The organism is Prauserella cavernicola, assembly GCF_016595675.1.
In the GTDB taxonomy this organism is placed as follows: domain Bacteria; phylum Actinomycetota; class Actinomycetes; order Mycobacteriales; family Pseudonocardiaceae; genus Prauserella_A; species Prauserella_A cavernicola.
The window spans coordinates 143,923-164,544 of the sequence record NZ_JAENJH010000008.1; the positions used below are offsets into that span (position 1 = coordinate 143,923).

The window sequence follows — 20,622 nt, forward strand, 5'->3', positions numbered from 1 at the left end:
CGACATCGTGCCGAGGTGCCCATGAGCTGGTCGTCCCTGTCCACCGGAGGGGAGCCGAGCGCGCTCCACCGACGCCTGTGGTTCCTCGAGCAGTTGGACGCGGACGCGGGCCGGTACACCACCACCTACGCCGTGCGGCTGCGCGGTGAGCTGGACGAGGTCGCGCTCGACCACGCCTTCTCGGCGCTGCTGGAACGGCACCCCGAACTCGGGTCGCACTGCGTCGACCGGGACGGCGAACCGGTGGTCGTTGAGGCCCCCGACCGGCCGGTGCTGACGCGATCGTCGCTCGAGGGCCGGAGCCCGTGGAACACGCTGCCCGACGACGAGCGGCCGTTCGCCGCCGCCCTCGCCACCGAGAGCACCGGTGACCGGCTGCTCGTCGTCAGGGCACATCAGTCGGTGGCCGGACCCGGGGTCCTGCCCGGGCTGGTCACCGAGCTCGGTGAGCTGTACGCGGGACGCGTGCCCCGGCCCGCCGCCGAGCACGGGCCCGCGGGTCCGCCCGCGCGGCGGTGGCGGGAGTCACTGGACGCACTGCAGGCACACGACATTCCCGCGGACCGTCCCCGCCCCGCCATCTGGCGGGCGCAGGGCGCTACCGTCGGGTTCGCGGTTCCGGCGTCGTTCGCCGGTCCCGACGACGCCGAGTTCGCCGTGCTGGCCCACACCCTGCTGGCACGCCACAGTGGACGGTGGTCCGGGGTACTCGCCCTCGCGAGGCGCGGGCGGACGGTACCGGTTCCCCTCGACCTGCCCGGCGACCTGCCCCTCGGCGACGCGCTCTCCCGCACCCGTTCGCTGCTGGCCGACGCGGGTGACGTCGACGTCGAGCTCGTGCTGGCCGACGAGGCCGCCGCCAGTGACATGTCCCGCAACCCGGTCTTCGGCGTGCTCGTCGACGTCGTGGACACGGTGCCGCAGACCTTCGGGAACCTCGCCGTCGAAGCACTGCCCTGCCGGGTGACGACGACCCGGTACGACCTGGTGCTGCGGTTCACGAGGACGCCGGAGGGCGGCTGGAGCGGGGAGCTGGAGTACCCGCATTCGCTGCTGAGCCGCGGCGCCGCCGAGCGGCTGGCCGCCAGGGCGGCGCGGCTGTGCGCCAGCGTCGCCGACGGCGGGGACAGCCCGATCGGCAGGCTCGAGCTCATGCCGGAGGCGGAACGCGCGGCGACGCTGCCCGCGCCCCCACGGCGCGCCGTCCCCACCACGACCACACACGAGCTCGTCGCCGAGCAGGCCCGCCGCAGTCCGGACGCCGTCGCGGTCGACGGCACCGACGCGACCCTCACGTACTCGGAGCTGATGGCGCGGGCGGACGCGGTGACCGAGCACCTGTGCGGCCTCGGCGTCGGCGTGGGCGACCTGGTCGGCGTGGCGGTGCCGAGGAGCGCGGGACTGCTCTGCACGTTGCTCGGGGTGCTGCGGACCGGCGCGGCCTACGTTCCGCTCGACCCCGACCATCCCGGACAGCGGCTCAGCCACATCCTGGACGACGCGGGCGTGCGCGTGCTGCTCACGACCGGCGACGTGCGACGGGACCTGCCCGCTGTGTCCGGAGAGATCGTCGAGCTCGACGAGATCGCGCCCGCCTCCGGGACGATGGCGAGCCCCACTGTGACGGCGGACGACCCGGCGTACGTCATCTACACCTCCGGCTCCACGGGGCGGCCCAAGGGCGTGCAGGTGGGGCACGGCGCGCTGGCGAACTTCCTGACGTCGATGAGCGAGCGTCCCGGCGTGCCCGACGGTGTCACCTTCCCCGCGATCACCACGGTGTCCTTCGACATCGCGGCGCTGGAGCTGTATCTGCCGCTGCTGCGGGGTGGACGCGTGGTGGTCGCCGACCGCACGCAGGCCCGCGACCCGGAGCGGCTGGCCGGGCTGCTCACGCGGGTGGACGCCAGGATCATGCAGGCCACACCCGTCACCTGGCGACTGCTGCTCGAGTCGGGCTGGCGGCCGCCCGCCGGGTTCGTCGCGTTGTGCGGCGGTGAGAAGCTGCCACCCGAACTGGCGGCCCGCCTGTGCGAGAGCGGTGTGCGCCTGTGGGACCTCTACGGGCCGACGGAGACGACGATCTGGTCCTCGGTCGCCGCACTGTCCGACGGTGTGGTCCGGGACTTCGCCCCGGTGGCGAACACGACCCTGTACGTGCTCGACGATCGCATGGAACCCGTTCCCCTCGGCGGCACCGGCGAGCTCTACATCGGCGGTGCCGGTGTCGCGCTCGGCTACCTCGGCCGGTCCGCTCTGACGGCGGAACGGTTCGTGCCCGACCCCTACGGCGACGGTCCCGGCGGCCGGCTCTACCGCACCGGCGACGTGGCCCGCAGGCATCCGGACGGCCGGATCGAGATCCTCGGGCGCACGGACCACCAGGTCAAGATCCGCGGCTTCCGGGTCGAGCCGGGTGAGATCGAGAGCGTGCTGGCCGAGCATCCACTGGTCCGGGCCGCGGTCGTGCATCTGCTGACCGACGACAACGGTGAGGCGACCCTGGTCGGGTACCTGCGCGCGGCCGGGGGCCGGGAGCCGCCGAGCCCTGAGCTGGTGCGCGCCCACTGCTCCCTGCGACTGCCGCCCTACATGGTCCCAGCCCGGTTCGTCCTCCTCGATGAGTTCCCGACGACGCCGAACGGAAAGGTGGACCGCGCGGCGCTGCCCGCGCCCTCGGCGGAACCGGGCCCGTGGCCCGCTGAGCCGGACGAGCCGCGCACGCCGACCGAACGCGTCGTGTCGACTGTGCTCGCCGAGCTACTCGGGAACCCCGCGCTCGGCCCGCACGACGATTTCTTCGCGCTGGGTGGTCATTCCCTGCTCGCCATCCGCGCGATGAACGCGCTGCGCGCCGAGCTCGGAGTCGACGCCCCGTTGTCGACGTTGTTCGAGGCACGGACCGTGGCCCGGCTCGCGGCCCGGCTGGCGGAAGCCACGAGCGCGGCTCCCCCGCTGGTCCCCGTACCGCGCACCGAGCCCCTCCCACTGTCGTTCGCCCAGCGCCGGTTGTGGTTCCTGGCGCAGCTGGATCCGGACAGCAGGCAGTACTCGGAACCGTTCTCGGTCCGGCTGACCGGACCGCTGGACAAGGCCCGGCTCGACGAGGCGCTGTCGTTGCTACTGGAGCGGCACGAGATCCTGCGCACGCGCTACCCGTCCGGCGCCGACGGAGATCCGGTGCAGGTGGTCGACCCACCCGCCAGGACCCCGGTGGCGGCGGAGCGCGGCGATCCCGCTGAGGCGCTGTCCGGCATGCTGGCGACGCCCTTCGACCTGAGCGCGGCACCGCCGGTGCGGATCAGGGTGGTCTCCTCCTCGGACGACGAGCACGCGGTGCTGTTCGTGGTGCACCACATCGCCACCGACGACCGCTCGCAGGAGATCCTCGCCGACGAACTGGAGGCGGCCTACCGCGGCCGCCCGCTACCGCCGCTGCCGGTGCAGTACGGCGACTACGTCGTGTGGCAACGCGACAGGCTCACCGAACACGCGCGCGAGGACCACCTCCGGTTCTGGCGAGCCCAGCTGACCGGGGTGCGGCCCGCGGAGGTGCCCACCGACCGGCCCCGGCCGGACGTGTGGGACGACGACGGTGGCAGTGTCGGGTTCACCGTCCCGCCCGCACTCGCCGCCGGGCTCGCCGACCTCGGCGGCCGATCCGGGACGACCCCGTTCATGGCGCACCTCGCGGTGTTGTTCGGCCTGCTGGGCACGGCGACCGGGCAGACCGACCTCGCGGTGGGCGTGCCGGTGGCGGGCCGCGACCATCCCGGAGCCGAGAACCTGATCGGCTGCTTCGTCAACACCATCGTGCTGCGGGCGAACCTCTCCGGCAGTCCGAGTTTCGCCGAGTTGCTGAGCGCGGTACGCGACGACGCGGTGCGGGCCTACGCCCACGACGAGCTCCCCTTCGAGCTCCTCGTCGAGGACCTCGCGCCACAGCGCGATCCCGCCCGCAACCCGCTGTTCCAGATCATGTTCACCCTGCACGGCGCGCGGCGCGCGGATGCCGTCGCCATGCCGGGTATCGGTGGAGCGAAGCTGGACCTGAGCTGGCACCTGAGCGAGCGCGCCGACGGCGGGCTCGACGGCCGCATCGACTACGCCACAGCGCTGTTCGACGCCGAGACGGTCGGACATCTCGCCGAACGCTACGTCCGCATGCTCGGCCTGGTCGTGGACCAGTGTGACCGCCCGGTCGACGACCTGCCGCTGCTGTCCACATCGGAGCTCACGGCGCTGCGTCGGGTCGCCACCGGCCCGGGCGCGCCAGCGGATGCCCTCCTCGTCCAGGACCTGATCGCCGCCCGCGCGGCCGAGCGCCCCGGCGCCGTCGCGGTGACCGGAGCCGACCGGACGCTCACCTACTCCGAACTGGACCGGGAGGCCAACCGGCTGGCTCGCAGGCTGCGGGAACTCGGCGCGGCCACGGGCGAGTACGTCGGAGTCCTGCTGCCCCGCACCACCGACCTCGTGGTGGCGCTGCTGGCGGTGCTCAGGTCCGGGGCCGCCTACGTCCCGCTGGATCCGCAGCATCCGGCCGAGCGCACGACCTCGGCCCTTCGCGACTCGGGCGCGGCTCTGCTGGTGACCCACACCGACCTCGCACCACGGGTTCCCGCCCGGCTGGTGCCGCTCGACGATTCCGTGGAGCGAACGGCCATCGCCCGCCACCCGGCCACGCCGCCCTCGGTGCGACCGGGGCAAGACGACCTCGCCTACGTGGTCTACACCTCCGGATCCACAGGGCGCCCCAAGGGTGTCCTGGTCACGCACGGCGGGCTGGCGAACTACCTGGACTGGGCGTGCCGGGAGCTCTCGCCCGGGGGCACCGTGCCACTGCACACCTCGATCGCGTTCGACCTCGTACTGACCTCGGTGTTCCCGCCGCTCGGCGCCGGCGCCACGATCGCGCTGGTGGAGTCCGAGCAGGCCGGGGTCGACGGCCTGGTCGCGGCGGGTCCGCAGCCGTTCGGGCTCGTGAAGCTGACCCCCACCCACCTCGACCTGCTGGGCACAACACTGTCCGATGTAGACCAGGCAGGGGTTTCCCGCTGCCTCGTCGTCGCCGGTGAGCAACTGCGGGGAGAACAGCTCGCGGCGTGGCACAGGCACGCGCCGGACACGGTCGTCGTCAACAGCTACGGACCCTCCGAAGTCACCATCGCCTGCTGCGCCGAGATCGCGCGGGCGGGCGACGTCGGGCCGGGAGCGGTCCCGATCGGCAAGCCGCTGCCGGGCGTGACGTGCCACGTCCTCGACGACACGATGCGCCCGGTCGTCTGGGGCGCGGTCGGCGAGTTGTACGTCGGCGGGCGCGGGGTCGCCCGCGGCTACCTCGGACAGCCGGCCAGGACCGCGGAGGCCTTCGTGCCGGACCCGTTCTCCGCCGAGCGCGGCGGCAGGCTCTACCGCACGGGCGACCTGGTGCGCCTGCGCGGCGACGGGAGGCTGGAGTTCCACGGCAGGCGGGACCAGCAGGTCAAGATCCGCGGGTTCCGCGTGGAGCCCGGTGAGGTCCAGTCCGTGCTGAGCACTCATCCCGGCGTGCGGGCCGCCGCGGTGGTCGCCGCGGAGTCCGCTCAGGGCGACCGGGTTCTCGGCGCGCACGTCGCGCCGGACGGCGACGGCGTGGACCTCGCGGACCTGCGCGCGTTCCTCGCCGCCCGGTTGCCGGAGCACCTGGTACCGACGCTGTGGTCGACGGTCGCCGAGCTTCCCCTGCTGCGCAACGGAAAGCTGGACCACGCCGCACTTCCCACACTGGCACCGGCGGCGAGCGATCAGCCCTTCGCCGAACCGGAGACGCCGACGGAACAGGCGATCGCCGACGTGTGGTCCGCGGTGCTCGGCGTCGAGCGCGTCGGGGTGCACGACAACTTCTTCGACCTCGGCGGTCAGTCGCTTGCGGCGACCCGGGTCGCCGCACGGCTCAAGGAACGGCTCGGGCTTCCGGTCTCGGTGCGCGACGTGTTCACGGGACAGACGGTCACCAGGCTGGCCGCGACGCTCGACGCGCGGACCGGCACCGCGGCCGTCGCGCGCATCTCCCCGATCCCGCGCACGACGGCGCTGCCGCTGTCCTTCGCCCAGCAGCGCCTCTGGTTCCTGGACCAGCTCGTCGCGGGACGCTCCGACTACCTCGTGCCGACCGCGCTGCGACTGCGGGGAGAGCTCGACGTCGACGCGCTGGCCGGTGCGCTCAGCGCGGTGGTGGCCCGGCACGAGATCCTGCGCAGCCGCTACCTCTCCGGTCCCGACGGGCAACCGGAGCTGGTGATCGACCCGCCGGCACCGGTGCCCCTGCGGGTCGAACACGACGACCCCCGCCAGGTGCTCGCCGACGAGGCGGCCGGACCGATCGACCTGGCCACCGGCCCGATGCTGAGGGCCCGGCTCGTCCGTGCCGGTCCCGACGAGCACGTGCTGGTGCTGACCATCCATCACATCGCCACCGACGGCTGGTCCACCGGCCTGCTCGCGGCCGAGCTGGACGCCGCGTACCGGGGCGCGGAGCTGCCCGCGCTGCCGGTGGGCTACGTCGACCACTCGGCGTGGCAACGGGAGCGGATGTCCGGCGAGCACCTGGCCGAGCGGCTCACGTTCTGGCGCGAGCAGCTCGCGGACCTCGAACCGACCGAGCTGCCGACCGACCGGCCCCGCCCCAGGGTGCACGACCCGCGCGGAGCGCTACGCCGGTTCCGGGTCGCCCCCGACACGGCGCGCGCGCTGGACGAACTCGGCCATCGGCACCGCGCCACCACGTTCACCACGCTGCTGGCCGCGTTCTTCGCCGTGGTGTCGCGCTACACCGGCCGAACGGACGTCGCCGTCGGCACACCGGTGGCCGGACGCGCGGCACCGGAGAGCGAAGACCTCGTGGGCCTCTTCGTCAACACGGTCGTCCAGCGCGCGGACCTCTCCGGCGATCCGGCCTTCGGGGACCTGCTGGACCGGGTCCGGGCGCGCACCGTCGACGTCATGGCCCACGACGACCTGCCGTTCGAGTTGCTCGTGGAGGACCTGGCTCCGGAGCGCGACCTGTCGCGCAACCCGTTGTTCCAGCTCCTGTTCGCCTACCGCGACGAGGGCGAGGACCGATTCCACCTGCCCGGCCTCGAGGTGACGCCGGAGCCCGTGCCGTCGCGGACCTCCAAGTTCGACGTCACGGTGGAACTCACCCGCGCGCCCGACGGGGGCCTCGACGGAGTGGTCGAGTACGCGACCGCCCTGTTCGACAGCGCCACGATCGACCGGCTCGTCACACATTTCCTGCACCTGCTCGACCACGCCGCCGCCTCCCCTGGCACCCCGGTGAGCAGGCTCGCCCTGCTCGACGACACGGAGGCGGCAGCACTGCTGAGGACGGGCACGGGCCCGGTGCGGTCCCGGGGCGAGCACCAGCTGCCCGAGCTCATCGCGCAGCGAGCCCGGCACACCCCGGACGCGGTGGCCGTTCGAGACGAACTCGGCCACCTCACCTACGGCGACCTGCTCACCCGCGCCGACGCGCTCGCCCGCACGCTGCGAGCGACCGGGATCGGCCGCGACGACGTCGTCGGGGTGTGCCTGCCCCGCAGGCCCGACCTGGTCGTCGCGATCCTCGGCGTGCAGCGGGCCGGCGCCGCCGTGCTGCCCCTGGATCCCGCGCATCCGGCGGAGCGACACCGGTGGATGCTGGAGGACTCCGGTGCGCGGCTGGTGATCGCCGATCCGGACACGACCCCGCCCGGCACGGCGGTGCTGACGCCGGACTCGGTCGGTGCGGCCGAATCCGGACCCGAGCCTGTTCGCGCCGATCCGGACTCGCTGGCCTACGTGGTCTACACCTCGGGTTCGACCGGCAGGCCCAAGGGGGTCGGTGTAGCGCACCGCGGCATCCGCAACCGGGTCCTGTGGGCGGTGGAGACGTTCGGCATCTCGCCCGCCGATCGCATGCTGCAGAAGACCGTGATCACGTTCGACGCGGCCATGTGGGAGGTGCTGGCGCCGCTCGTGTCCGGTGGCACGGTGGTGCTGGCGCCCTCGGGCGTGGAACACGATCCCGCCGCGATGGTCCGCACCGTGGCCGAGCACGAGGTGACGATCCTCCAGGCGGTGCCCTCGCTGTGGCGTCCGCTGGCCGACGAGCCCGGACTCGGTGACCGCTCGTCGCTGAGGCTGCTGTTCTCCGCGGGCGAGCCGCTCACGACCGAGCTCGCGGACCGGCTGCCCGCACAGCTTGTCAACACCTACGGCCCCACCGAGTGCTCGATCGACGTCACCGCGTGGCCGCACGCCGAGGGTGGTCCCGGGTCCGACAGCGGCTCGGTGCCGATCGGCAGGCCGCTGGACAACACCCGGATCCACGTGCTTGACCCCGACGGCGGGCTCGCGCCCACCGGCGTCGCGGGCGAGCTGTTCGCGGCGGGCGACGGCCTCGCCAGGGGCTACCTCGGGCGGCCAAGGAGGACGGCGGAGGCGTTCGTCCCCGACCCGTACGGCCCGCCCGGCTCCCGGATGTATCGCACCGGCGACATCGTCCGCCGCGATGCCGACGGAGTCCTGCACTTCCTCGGGCGCGACGACGACCAGGTGAAGATCCGCGGGATCCGGATCGAGCCCCGCGAGATCGAGACCGTGCTCTCGGAGCACCCCGGGGTCGCGGCGGCCGCCGTCGTCCCCAGGCCGGGGCCCGAGGGCAGGCTCCAGCTCGTCGCCTACGTGCTGCCGCGAACCGCGTCGCTGCCGGATTCCGACCTGCGCGACCATCTGCTGGCGACGCTCCCGGCACCGTACGTGCCCTCGATCTTCGTCCTGCTCGACCGGCTGCCGCTCACGTCGTCGGGCAAGACCGACCGGGCCGCGTTGCCCTCGCCGGACGAGTCGCGGCTCGGACACCGGCTGGTTCCGCCGACCACGACCGAGGAGAAGCTGGTCGCGAGCGTCTGGCGCGAGGTACTCGACCTCAACGCCGTGGGGATCACGGAGGACTTCTTCACCCTGGGCGGCCATTCCCTGCTCGCCGGACGGGTCACCAGCAGGTTGCGCGCCGCGAGCGGCGTGGAACTGCCGGTGCGGGCGGTGTTCGAGGACCGCACGGTCGCCGGGCTCGCCGCGCGACTGACGAGGTACCGGGACTCGCTCGAGGCGGATACCCCGCCGCTGGCCGCCGAACTACGGGTCGACGAGCCGCCCCTCTCGTTCGCCCAGCAGCGTCTGTGGTTCCTCGACCAGCTGAATCCGGGTGGCACCGAGTACCACGTGACGTGGGCACTGCGGCTGGCAGGCAGGCTCGACGTCGCGGCGCTGTCCTCGGCGGTGTCCGACCTGCTGGCCCGGCACGAGACACTGCGAACCCGCTATCCCAAGGGCAAACACGGAGATCCCTTCCAGCTGGTCGAGCCTGCCGCGCCCGTGAACCTCACCCCGGTCGAGCTCGGGCCCGAGGAGAGCGCCGAGGGCCGGCTCGGCGCCCTGTCACGCACGCCCTTCGCCCTCGCCGAACGACCGCCCGTGACCCCGATCCTGCTCCGGACCGGCACCGACGAGCACGTGTTCGCCCTCGTGCTGCACCACATCGCGTCCGACGGCTGGTCTGAGGAGATCCTGGCGCGCGAGCTGTCGGAGCTGTACTCGGCGAGGCTGGACGGCAGGGCGCCCACGCTCGTGCCGGCACCGCTGCAGTACGCCGACTACGCGAGCTGGCAACGGAACCGCATCGACGGCGAGCTGCTGGACGACCAGCTCGAGCACTGGCGCCGACGGTTGTCCGGGCTGCCCCGCCTCGACCTCCCGACGGACCGGCTGCGGATGCCCTCGGCCGACGGCGAGGGTGCGGTCGTGCGGTTCCGGCTGCCCGCCGAGGTGTGCCGGACACTCGTGGCGCTCGGCCGCCGCCGCGGCGCCACACCGTTCATGACCTTCCTCGCCGTGTTCGCCTGTCTCCTCCACCGCAACACCGGCGCGGTGGACGTGCCGGTCGGCACTCCCGTCGCGGGGCGCGGACGATCCGAGCTGGAGAACGTGGTCGGCTTCTTCGTCAACACGGTCGTGGTGCGCGCCGACCTGGGCGACAATCCGAGCTTCGACGAGCTGGTGGACCGGGTCCGCGACGCCGCCCTGGACGCTTTCGGCCACGACGAGCTTCCCTTCGACCTGCTGGTGGAGGAGCTCGCACCACAGCGGGATCTCGCCCGCACCCCGCTGTTCGACGTCATGTTCGAGGTCCGCGAGGCGCCCGAGGACACTCCGCGCCTGCGCGATCTCGACGTGCGGAGGGTGACGACCGCGACGACGACGGCGAAGTTCGACCTGACGATGGCGCTCACCGCCGAGCCCGACGGCGGCTACAGCGCCGATGTGGAGTACGCGACCGCGCTGTTCGACGAATCCACAATGGAGCGCCTTACCGGTCATTTCGCCGAGCTGGCGCGCAGTGCCGCGCGCAGCCCGGACGCTCCCATCGGCCAGCTGACTCTGCTGACCGCCGCCGAGCGGCGATTGCTCGTGCACGACTGGAACGAGCCGGGGTCCGAGACCGGGCCGGAGTGCCTGCACGACGCGTTCGACGCTCAGGTGGATCACTGCCCGTCGGCCGTCGCGGTGGACGGTCCCGGCGGCCCGCTGACCTACACCGAGCTGTCCGCACGGGCCGATGAGCTCGCCACCCGGCTGCGGGCCGTCGGCGCGGGCGCGGAGCGGCCGGTGGCCGTGCTGCTCGAGCGATCGAGCGCCGCGGTGATCGCGCTGCTGGCCGTCCTCAAGTCCGGAAGTGCCTACGTGCCGTTGGATCCGGCACATCCGCCCGAGCGGATCGCGTTCATGCTCGACGAACTGGCTCCCGCGGCCGTCATCGCCGAACCGGCCACACCCGCACTGGCGGGCGTCGAACACCCGGTCCTGTCCGTGGCAGGCGGTGGCCGGGATCCGATCGCGGACGACGCACCCGCGCCGGTCCACCCGGACCAGCTCGCGTACCTGATCTACACCTCGGGTTCGTCCGGCAGGCCGAAGGCGGTGATGGTGCCGCACCGGGCCTACACCCAGCACTGCCGGGTCATCGCCGACACCTACGACATCCGCGCGGGCGACCGGGTCCTGCTGCTCGCGGCACTGACCTTCGACGTCGCCATGGACCAGATCGCGGCGACGTTGCTGGCCGGTGCCACCGTGGTCATCGGCGAGTCCGTGTTCTGGACCCCCGCGGAGCTGCCGGACCGGCTGGCCGAGAACCGGGTGACGCACATGGAGATCACCCCTGCCTACTACCGGGAGATGATGGCGGGTGTCGGCGAGGCGGACGCCCGCCTGGCCGGGTTGCGGCTGATGAACGTCGGCAGCGACGTGGTCACCCACGACGACGCGCGGCGCTGGCTGGACACCGCGTTGCCGGGGCGGTTCCTCTGCACGTACGGCCCCACCGAGGCGACGATCACCTCGGTCGTCCACCCGGTGACGCGCGAGGCGGCCGCCGAGGGTGCCCCGGACGGTCCCCTGCCCATCGGCCGCCCCGTGCCGGGTACCAGGGCCTACGTGCTGGACGAGGCGATGAACCCGGTGCCGGTCGGGGTGCCCGGCGAGCTCTACCTCGGCGGGCACCGGCTCAGCCGGGGTTATCTGGGCAGGGCCGGGTTGACCGCCGACCGCTTCGTGCCCGACCCGCTCGGCGAGCGGCCGGGGCAACGGCTGTACCGCACCGGTGATCTCGTCCGGTACCGGTCCGGCGGCGATCTCGAGTTCCTCGGCCGCATCGACACCCAGGTGAAGGTCCGCGGTTTCCGCATCGAACTCGGTGAGGTCGAGGCCGCTCTGGCCCAGCACCCGGGCGTACAGGCCGTCGCCGTCGCCACCCACGGCGAGCCGGGCGGGGAACGCGCGCTGGTCGGCTACGTCGTGCCCGCGGACGGCCGCACCTGCTCCCCCAGCGAGCTGCGGGCCTTCCTGCGCGGGCGATTGCCCGACTACATGGTTCCCGCGCTGTGGGTCACGCTCGACACGCTGCCGTTGACCGCCAGCAAGAAGATCGACCGGAAGGCACTGCCCGCACCCGATCTCCGGCAGGCAGCCCTCGATCGGGAGCACGTGGAACCGCGCGGCGAGATCGAGGCCGCGATCGCCGACATCTGGGCGGACGTCCTCGCCGTGCCACGGGTGAGCGTGCACGACGACTTCTTCGAGATCGGCGGGCACTCGCTGCTCGCCACCAGGGTGATGACCCGGCTCGAAGATCTCTTCGCCATCGACGTGCCGCTTCGCGTGCTGTTCGAGGCCACCAGCGTCGCGGCACAGGCAGAGGCGTTGGAGCGCCTCGCGGAGACAGAAGCGGAACACGAAACGAACTCCAACCAGCACCGACCGATGCAGGTGAATGATCGATGAACGCTACGCCCGAATCGAAGGGTGCCGGAGCCAGACTGCTGGGTGAGCGACTGCGGCAGCGGTCAGCGCGGACCGAACGCGGCGACGGCATCGCTCCCGTGTCCCGCGATGAGCCGCTGCCGCTGTCCTTCTCGCAGCAACGACTGTGGTTGCTCGACCGGCTCCGGCCGGGCGGTACCGACTACCTCGTGCCGGTCGTGCTCAGGCTGACCGGGCAGCTGCGGCGGGACGACCTCGCTCGCGCGCTCGGCGAGGTCGTGGCCCGGCACGAGATCCTGCGCACGCGCTACGAGACCGACGGCGACGGCAATCCGGTGCAGGTGATCGACCCACCCGCGCCGGTCCCGGTCGAGTTCGTCGACCTCCGCGGACGCGAGTCCGAGCTCGAGGCGGTGCTCGCCGAGGAGGGCCGCCGGCCGTTCGATCTGCAGGCGGGCCCGGTGCTGAGGGCGAGAGTGCTGCGATTGGGCGACCAGGACCACGTGCTGAGCGTCGTGCTGCACCACATCGCCGTGGACGGCTGGTCCACCGGTCTGCTGGTGCGGGAGCTCGCCGAGAGCTACACCACGCCGGGCTCAGGCGCCGAACCTCCCATCCAGTACGCCGATTTCGCCGCGTGGCAACGCGAGCACGTCTCCGGGGCGAAACTGGAGAGCGGAACCGGGTACTGGATCGAGCAGCTGGACGGCCTGCCTCCGCTCGAGCTGCGGACCGACCGGCCACGCCCCGCCACCTGGAACTCGCTCGGCGACACCGTGACCTTCGAGATCCCGGCCGCGACGGCCGAGGGAATCGCGGCACTGGGCAGGACGCACCGCGCGACGCCGTTCATGGCCCACCTCGCCGCGCTCTGGGCCGTGCTGTCGCGCTACTCGGGACAGACCGACTTCGCCGTGGGCACGCCCGTCGCGGGACGCACCCGCACCGAGACCGAGAACCTCATCGGCGTCTTCATCAACATGCTGGTGCTGCGGGCCGATCTCGGCGACGACCCGTCCTTCGCGGAGCTGCTCGACCGTGCGCGCGGCACCGCGATCGACGCGTACGCCCACCAGGACGTCCCGTTCGAACGGCTCGTCGACGCGCTCGCCGCCGACCGGGACCTCTCCACGCATCCACTGTTCCAGGTCAATCTCGTCCTGCAGAACACCGAAGTGGCGGGATTCGAGGCGAACGGGCTGACCGGCACGGAGCTGCCGGTGATCTCCCAGGGAGCCAAGTTCGACCTCACCTGGACGTTGGAGGAGAGGCCCGACGGTTCCGTCGCCGGTGAGGCGACCTTCCCGCACGCGCTGTTCGACCGAGCCACGATCGAACGGCTCGCCCGGCACTACGTGCGGGCCCTCGACGCCGTGGTGGCCGCCCCTGGCACGCGGATCAGCGACCTGCCTCTGCTCAGCAGGCGGGAGTACGACGACCTCGTGCGAGGTCCGGTCGGCACCGCCGCCGAAGGACCGTGCCTGCACGAGCGCTTCGCCGCACAGGCCCGCGAACGGCCCGGCGCGCTCGCGCTTCGCGCCGGTGACACGAGCCTGAGCTACGCCGAGCTGGACGCGCGCGCGAACCAGCTGGCACACCGGCTGCGTGCGCTCGGGCTCGGCCGGGAGGACCTGGTCGGGATCTGCCTGCACCGGTCGGCGAACACGGTCGTCGCCCTGCTGGCCGCGTTGAAGGCGGGCTGCGCGTACCTGCCCCTCGACCCGGGCCACCCGGCGGAGCGGATCGAGTACGTCCTCGACGACGCGGACGCGCGGGTCGTGGTCACCGAGAACGCGCTGACGGGACACCTGCCCTCGCGCGACGGTGTCGAGCATGTGGTGCTGGACGATCCCGCCGAGCGGGAACGGCTCGCGGCGATGCCCGTCGAGGCGCCCGAGACCAGGTCCCGTCCCGCCGACCTCGCGTACGTGATCTACACGTCCGGTTCGACGGGACAGCCCAAGGGCGTCCAGGTGACCCACGCGAACGTCGTTCGTCTGCTCACCAGCACGGAGCAGGAGTACCGGTTCGGCCCCGACGACCGGTGGGCGCTGTTTCACTCGTACGCCTTCGACGTCTCCGTGTGGGAGATCTGGGGCGCGTTCCTCTACGGCGGTGGCCTGGTCGTCGTGTCCTCCTCGGTCGCCCGGTCCCCGTGGGAGCTGGCCGAACTGCTCGCCGACGAGGAGGTCACGGTCCTCAACCAGACGCCGTCGGCCTTCCACGGGCTCGTCGAGCTCGCCGACCGCGGCGACCCGGTGGTCGACCGGCTCGGGCTCCGGCTGGTCATCCTGGCGGGCGAACCGCTCGACGTGACCGCGCTGGCGCCGTGGTGGAAGCGGTTCGGCGACTCCGCGGCCGCGATCGTCAACAAGTACGGGATCACCGAGACGACGGTGCACACCACCTACCGCCCGGTCGTGCCCGCCGACCTGGACGGAGACCGCAGCCCCATCGGGCATCCCGTGCGGGACCTGACGTTGTACATCCTGGATGCCCGGATGCGCCCCGTCCCGGTCGGCGTCGCGGGTGAGATCTACGTCGGCGGTCCGGGTGTCACGCGGGGCTATCTGGGGCGGCCCGGGTTGACGGCGTCGAGGTACGTGCCCGACCCGTACGGCGAGCCCGGCGCCCGGCTGTACCGCTCCGGTGACAAGGCGCGCTTCCTCGCGAACGGCGACATCGGCTTCCTCGGCCGCTTCGACGACCAGGTGAAGATCCGCGGCTTCCGGATCGAGCTCGGCGAGGTGGAGTCGGTCCTGTCGGCGCACGCCGACGTCGAGACCGCGGTGGTCGTCGCGCACCAGCCCCCGGCGGGCGAGCGCAGGCTGGTGACCTACGTGCTGCCCAAGGACGGAGCGACGCTGACACAGTCCCAGCTTCGTGGTTACGCCAACGACCGGCTCCCCGGATACATGGTGCCGTCGCTGTTCGTGTTGCTGACCGCGCTCCCGCTCACCGTCAACGGAAAGGTCGACCGGCGCGCGCTGCCCGACCCGGACGAGGTCAGCCCCGACCTCGAACAGGCCCACGTCGCACCCCGCACGCCGAGGGAGCGCATGGTGGCGGAGGCGTGGTCGACGGCCCTTCAGGTGGACCGGATCGGCGTACACGACAACTTCTTCGCGCTCGGCGGGGACTCGATCCGCGCGGTCCGGCTCATCGGGCTGCTCAGGGATGCCGGCCAGCAACTGTCGGTGCAGGACCTCTTCCGCCACCAGACCGTCGCCGACCTGGCGCGCCACGGCGGAGGCGGGGACGAGAGCGGTGAGGAGGCCGGCACCGCACCGTTCGCGCTCGTCGGCGCGGCGGACCGCAAGCGATTGCCTCCCGGCCTTGCAGACGCCTACCCGATGTCGGTCGGGCAGGCGGGGATGGTCTACGAGATGCTGGCCGACCCGGGACGGAACCTCTACCACAACGTCACCAGCTATCTGATCCGTGACAAGGGCGCGTTCGACGAGCAGGCGCTGCGCCGGTCGGTACAGGCCATCGTCGACCGGCACGAGGTGCTGCGAACCTCGTTCGACCTCGCCTCGTACGAGCAGCCGATGCAACTCGTGCACGCGGCGGCGTCCCCGATGGTGACGTACGCGGATCTCCGCGCACTGTCCGCTGAGGACAGAGACGAGCGCATGGCGGAGTTCCGCCGGCACGAGCACGCGAAGGCCTTCGCCGTCACCGCCGCGCCGCTGGTGCGGATCGGCGCGCACCGGGTGGCCGAGGACCGGTGGTACCTCACGTTGACCGAGTGCCACGCGGTCCTCGACGGCTGGAGCCACAACTCGATCATCTCCGAGCTGCTGGCCTGCTACCGCGATGCCCGCGCCGGTTCGGTCGCATCCACGGACGCCGCGCCGCCGGTCCGCTACGCCGACTTCATCGCGCAGGAACAGCGCAGTCTGAAGGACCCCCGGCATCGCGAGTTCTGGGCGGGCAAGCTCGACGACGCCGAGCGGTTGACCATCCCCTCGGCGTGGGCCGATCCGGACGACACCACCGTCTACGAGGTCTCGTTCCCGCTGGCCGAGCTCGGCCCCGGCCTGCGACGGCTCGCCGGGCACGCGGGCGCGTCGCTGAAGAGTGTGCTGCTCGCCGCGCATGTCGCGGTCTGGAGATTCCTGCGTGGACACCAGCGTTTCTACTGTGGACTCGTGAGCAACGGGCGGACCGAGGTCAGGGGCGGCGACGAGGTCAGGGGAATGTTCCTGAACACGGTTCCCTTTCTGGCGCCGGAGGGGACCGCGACCTGGAGCGACCTGGTCCGCGCGGTGTTCGCCGAGGAGGTCGAGCTCTGGCCCCACCGGCGCTACCCGCTCGCCGAGATGCAACGCCTGCGACCCGGCGACGGCAGACTGCTGGACGTCGTCTTCAACTACCTCGACTTCCACGTCCTCGACCGCGACGCCGTCGACACCGCGAACAGCAGCGAGATCAGCCCGAACGAGTTCCCGCTCGCCGTGTCCACCGAAGGCGGCTCGCTGGTGATCACCGCCCGGGGCGACGCGATCGGCAGGCCCCACGGCGAGTTGCTGAGCGAGCTCTACCGCGCGGCACTGACCGCGATGGCCGCCGACCCGCACGGTGATGCGCGGTGTTCCCTGCTGCCCCCGGCTCACCGGGAACGGTTGCTCGTCAACGGGACCGGCCCACAGGTTCCGGCCTGCGCACGCGCCGTCCACGAACTCGTCGCCGAGCAGGTCACCCGCGTTCCCGACACGGTGGCCGTGCGGGCTCCGGACGGCGAGCTGACCTACGCCGGGCTGGGCGAAAGGTCCTCCGCCTGGGCGGCCGGGCTGCGGGACCTCGGCGTGGAGCGCGGCGACCTGGTCGCACTCTGCCTGCCGCGCGGAACCGACCTGGTCGCCGCCGTGCTCGGAGTGCTGTCGGTCGGCGCGGCCTACGTGCCGCTCGATCCCCGGCATCCCGAGGGCCGGTTGTCCGCGATGATGCGCGATGCGTCCGTGAGCGCCGTGGTCACCACCCCGGCGATCGCCGCGACCCTGCCGGACGACGTCCCTGCCACGGTGGCGCCGCCCTCCGGCCGCCCGCAGGCGGCGGTGATCTCGCCCGGGCCGGACGAGGCCGCGTGCCTCATCCACACGTCGGGCTCCACCGGCAGGCCGAAGGGCGTCCTCGTGCGGCACGGCGCGCTGACGGACCGGGTACTCGCGAACGGCGCCTCCCCCGGGCTCGGCGCCGACGACGTCGTGGCCGCCGTGGTCCCGTTCATCACCGACGTGGCCCAGCTGGATCTCTTCGGCCCGCTCACGTGCGGAGGCACCGTGGTGCTGGCAGAGGAGGACTTCGCGCGCGACCCGTCGTCGCTGGCCGACCTGGTACGCGAGGCGGGGGTGACCTGGATGCAGGCCACTCCCACCACGTGGCAGCTACTGGTCGAGTCGGGCTGGTCGCCTCCGCCGGGGTTCCGGCTGGTCTCGGGTGGCGAGGCGATGCCCCGCGCGCTGCTCGACCGGCTGACCGGCGAGGCCGAGGTGTGGGACGTGTACGGCCCCAACGAGGCGACGATCTTCTGCTTCGGCACGAGGATCGCCGAGGACGGATCCCGCGCCGAGTGGGTGCCCGCCCGCAACACCTCCGCCTACGTCCTGAACCCGGCACTCGAACCGGTTCCCGCCGGAGTTCCGGGCGAGGTCCACGTGGGCGGTGCCGGACTGGCACTCGGCTACCTGGACCGGCCAGGCCACACCGCGGGCTCGTTCCGGCCGGACCCGTTCACCTCGACGCCCGGCGGACGCCTCTACGCCACCGGCGACCTCGGGCGGTGCCACCCCGACGGCCGCATCGAGATCCTCGGCCGGGTCGACCATCAGGTGAAGATCAGAGGATTCCGCGTCGAGGTCGGCGAGGTCGAGAACACGCTCGCCGAGCACCCCGACGTCCACGCGGCGGTCGTGCATCCGGTCTCCGGCACCGACGGCTCGCCCATGCTCGGCGCCTTTCTGGTTCCCGAGCACGGCGCCCTGGCGACGGACGAGCTGCGCGAGTTCGCGGCACGAGCCCTGCCCGACCATCTGGTGCCATCGTTCTTCGTCCCGATGGAGGCCTTCCCCACGCTGCCGAACGGGAAGGTCGACCGGGCCGCGCTGCCCGTGCCGGACAGTGCCCACCACGCCTCGGCCGAGTACGTGGCGCCCGAGGGGCCGGAGGAGGAACTGCTGGCGCGGCTGTGGGCCGAAGTGCTCGAACTCGACCGGGTCGGCCGCGACGAGGACTTCTTCGCACTCGGCGGCCACTCGCTGCTGATGATGCGGATCATCGTCCGGCTCCGTGAGGACCACGGCATCGACCTGACGTTCCGCGATTTCCTGGAGCAGCGGACCGTGCGCGGCATCGCGGCGACGGTCTACAGCAGCGGTGCACGGTCCCCACTGCTGTGGTTGAGCCGGTCCGGCGAGCGCGAGCCGCTGTTCTGCGTCCACCCCGGCGGCGGCAGCGGCCACTGGTACCGCACGCTCGCCGACGTGCTCGCGCCGGAGCGGCCACTGGCGGCGTTCGAATGGCCGGGGCTGCACGGCGATCTCGCCCCGGCTGGCAACGTGGGCGACATCGCCGGTCTCTATCTCGACGCCATGCGCGCCGCCCGCCCCTCCGGTCCGTACCACCTGCTCGGCTGGTGCGGCTCGAGCGGGATCGCCTGGGAGATGGCGCACCGGCTCCGCGCGGCCGGCGAGCGGGTCGAGCTGATGCTGCTGGATCCGGTACTCGACGTGTCCGAACGGGACAACGAAGCGCATCTGAGGAAGCTGGCGGAGTTCCGGCGGGCCGAGACGCTGTTCGCGACGCTGCACGAGGATCGTCCCGCGGCCGAACTCGACGCGGTGCGGGCGGAGCTGGTGACGGAACTGCTCGACATCGTGGACGAGGGCGGCGACGAGATCCGCCCCGAGGACATCGGCGAGGCGTGGGCGTACCGGCTGCGGTCGTGGCGCTCGCTGCTCGAGGCGAGGCTGTCGTACTCGTTCGACACCTATCCGGGCACGGTGCACCTGATCCTCTGTGACGAGCTGGCACAGGAGAAGCACGAGTCGATCCACGGCCAGTCCTATCCGGACTACCTGCGGCGCTGGCGGGAGCTCACCTCGGGCGAGGTGCTGGTGCACCGGATCGCAGGCGATCACCTCGGCGTACTGCGCGAGCCCCACGTCACCGAACTCGCGAGCACCCTGACCGAACTCATCGGACACGACCACGGGGGAACCACACCATGAGCGACATCCGCCATCTGATCTCCCTCAACGACCTCACCGACGACGAACTCGAACGGATCGTGTGGCGCGGTGTGAGCTTCGGCGAGGCGTCCGCCCCGCAGAGCGACGTGTTGCGGGACCGGATCATCGGGATCTACTTCAGCAAGACCTCGACCCGTACGCGCACCGCGTTCACCGTCGCCGCGCTCCGGCTCGGCGCCAGGGTGATCACCTACGGTCCCGGCGACCTGCAGCTCAACACCGGGGAGACGATCGAGGACACCGCGCACGTTCTGGCGGGGATGCTCGACGGCCTGGTCATGCGGACGGCGGGTCCCACGCACGAGTTCCGCGCCCTCGCGGGCCATTCGATGCCGGTCGTCAACGCGATGAGCGCCGAGGAGCACCCCACCCAGGCGCTCGCCGATCTGACGACGCTGGCGGCGCGGTTCGGGCGGATCACGGGGCTGCGGGTCCTCTACGTCGGCGAGGGCAACAACTCCGCCGCCGCGCTCGCCCGCGCACTGCCCCGGTTCCGCGACGTCGAGCTGGAGTTCCGCACCCCGCCCGGTTACGGCCTCGACCCCGACGTGCTCGCCGAGGCCGAGTTGACGGCGAAGCGGTGCGGTAGCACGGTTCGCGAACGGTCCGACCTTGCCGATCTGCCCGATGGTCTGGACGTCGTCTACACGACCCGCTGGAACACCACCGGCACCAGCAAGGCTGATCCTGACTGGAGGACGACCTTCGCACCGTTCCAGGTCGACGACTCGCTCATGGCGCGCCATCCGGGCGCTGTGTTCATGCACGACCTGCCCGCACACCGCGGTGAGGAGGTCACCGCGGAGGTGCTGGACGGCCCCGCGAGCATCGCGTTCGACCAGGCACGGCACAAACTGCACAGCGCGATGGCGGTGCTGGAGTGGTGCCAGCGGGCCGTGCCCAGCTGATGGCGAACCGGCTCGCACCTGCGCTCCATCGCGCGGGGACCGCACGAAGCGGACGACTCAGGCCCGCATTACACTGTGTCAGCGAATGGATACGCGCGTGCCTGCCAACGTCGTGCGCG

Annotated in this window: 3 protein-coding genes; all 3 read left to right on the forward strand. The window is 72.2% G+C overall.

Annotation, left to right across the window (positions count from 1 at the left end):
• Positions 1-21 precede the first annotated feature (21 nt).
• From JHE00_RS26440 to JHE00_RS26450, 3 genes are read left to right on the forward strand one after another with little or no spacing between them, the layout of a single operon-like run.
• Positions 22-12,363, forward strand: a complete 12,342-nt coding sequence (locus JHE00_RS26440) for a non-ribosomal peptide synthetase (protein ID WP_200323057.1) — start codon at positions 22-24, stop codon at positions 12,361-12,363.
• Positions 12,360-19,574, forward strand: a complete 7,215-nt coding sequence (locus tag JHE00_RS26445; RefSeq protein ID WP_200323059.1) for a non-ribosomal peptide synthetase — start codon at positions 12,360-12,362, stop codon at positions 19,572-19,574. Before JHE00_RS26440 ends, JHE00_RS26445 begins: the two co-directional genes overlap by 4 nt.
• Entirely contained in the window at positions 19,571-20,503 is a 933-nt protein-coding gene (locus tag JHE00_RS26450) for an ornithine carbamoyltransferase (RefSeq protein ID WP_200323061.1), read from the forward strand. The genes JHE00_RS26445 and JHE00_RS26450 overlap by 4 nt, the downstream gene beginning before the upstream one ends.
• Positions 20,504-20,622 lie beyond the last annotated feature (119 nt).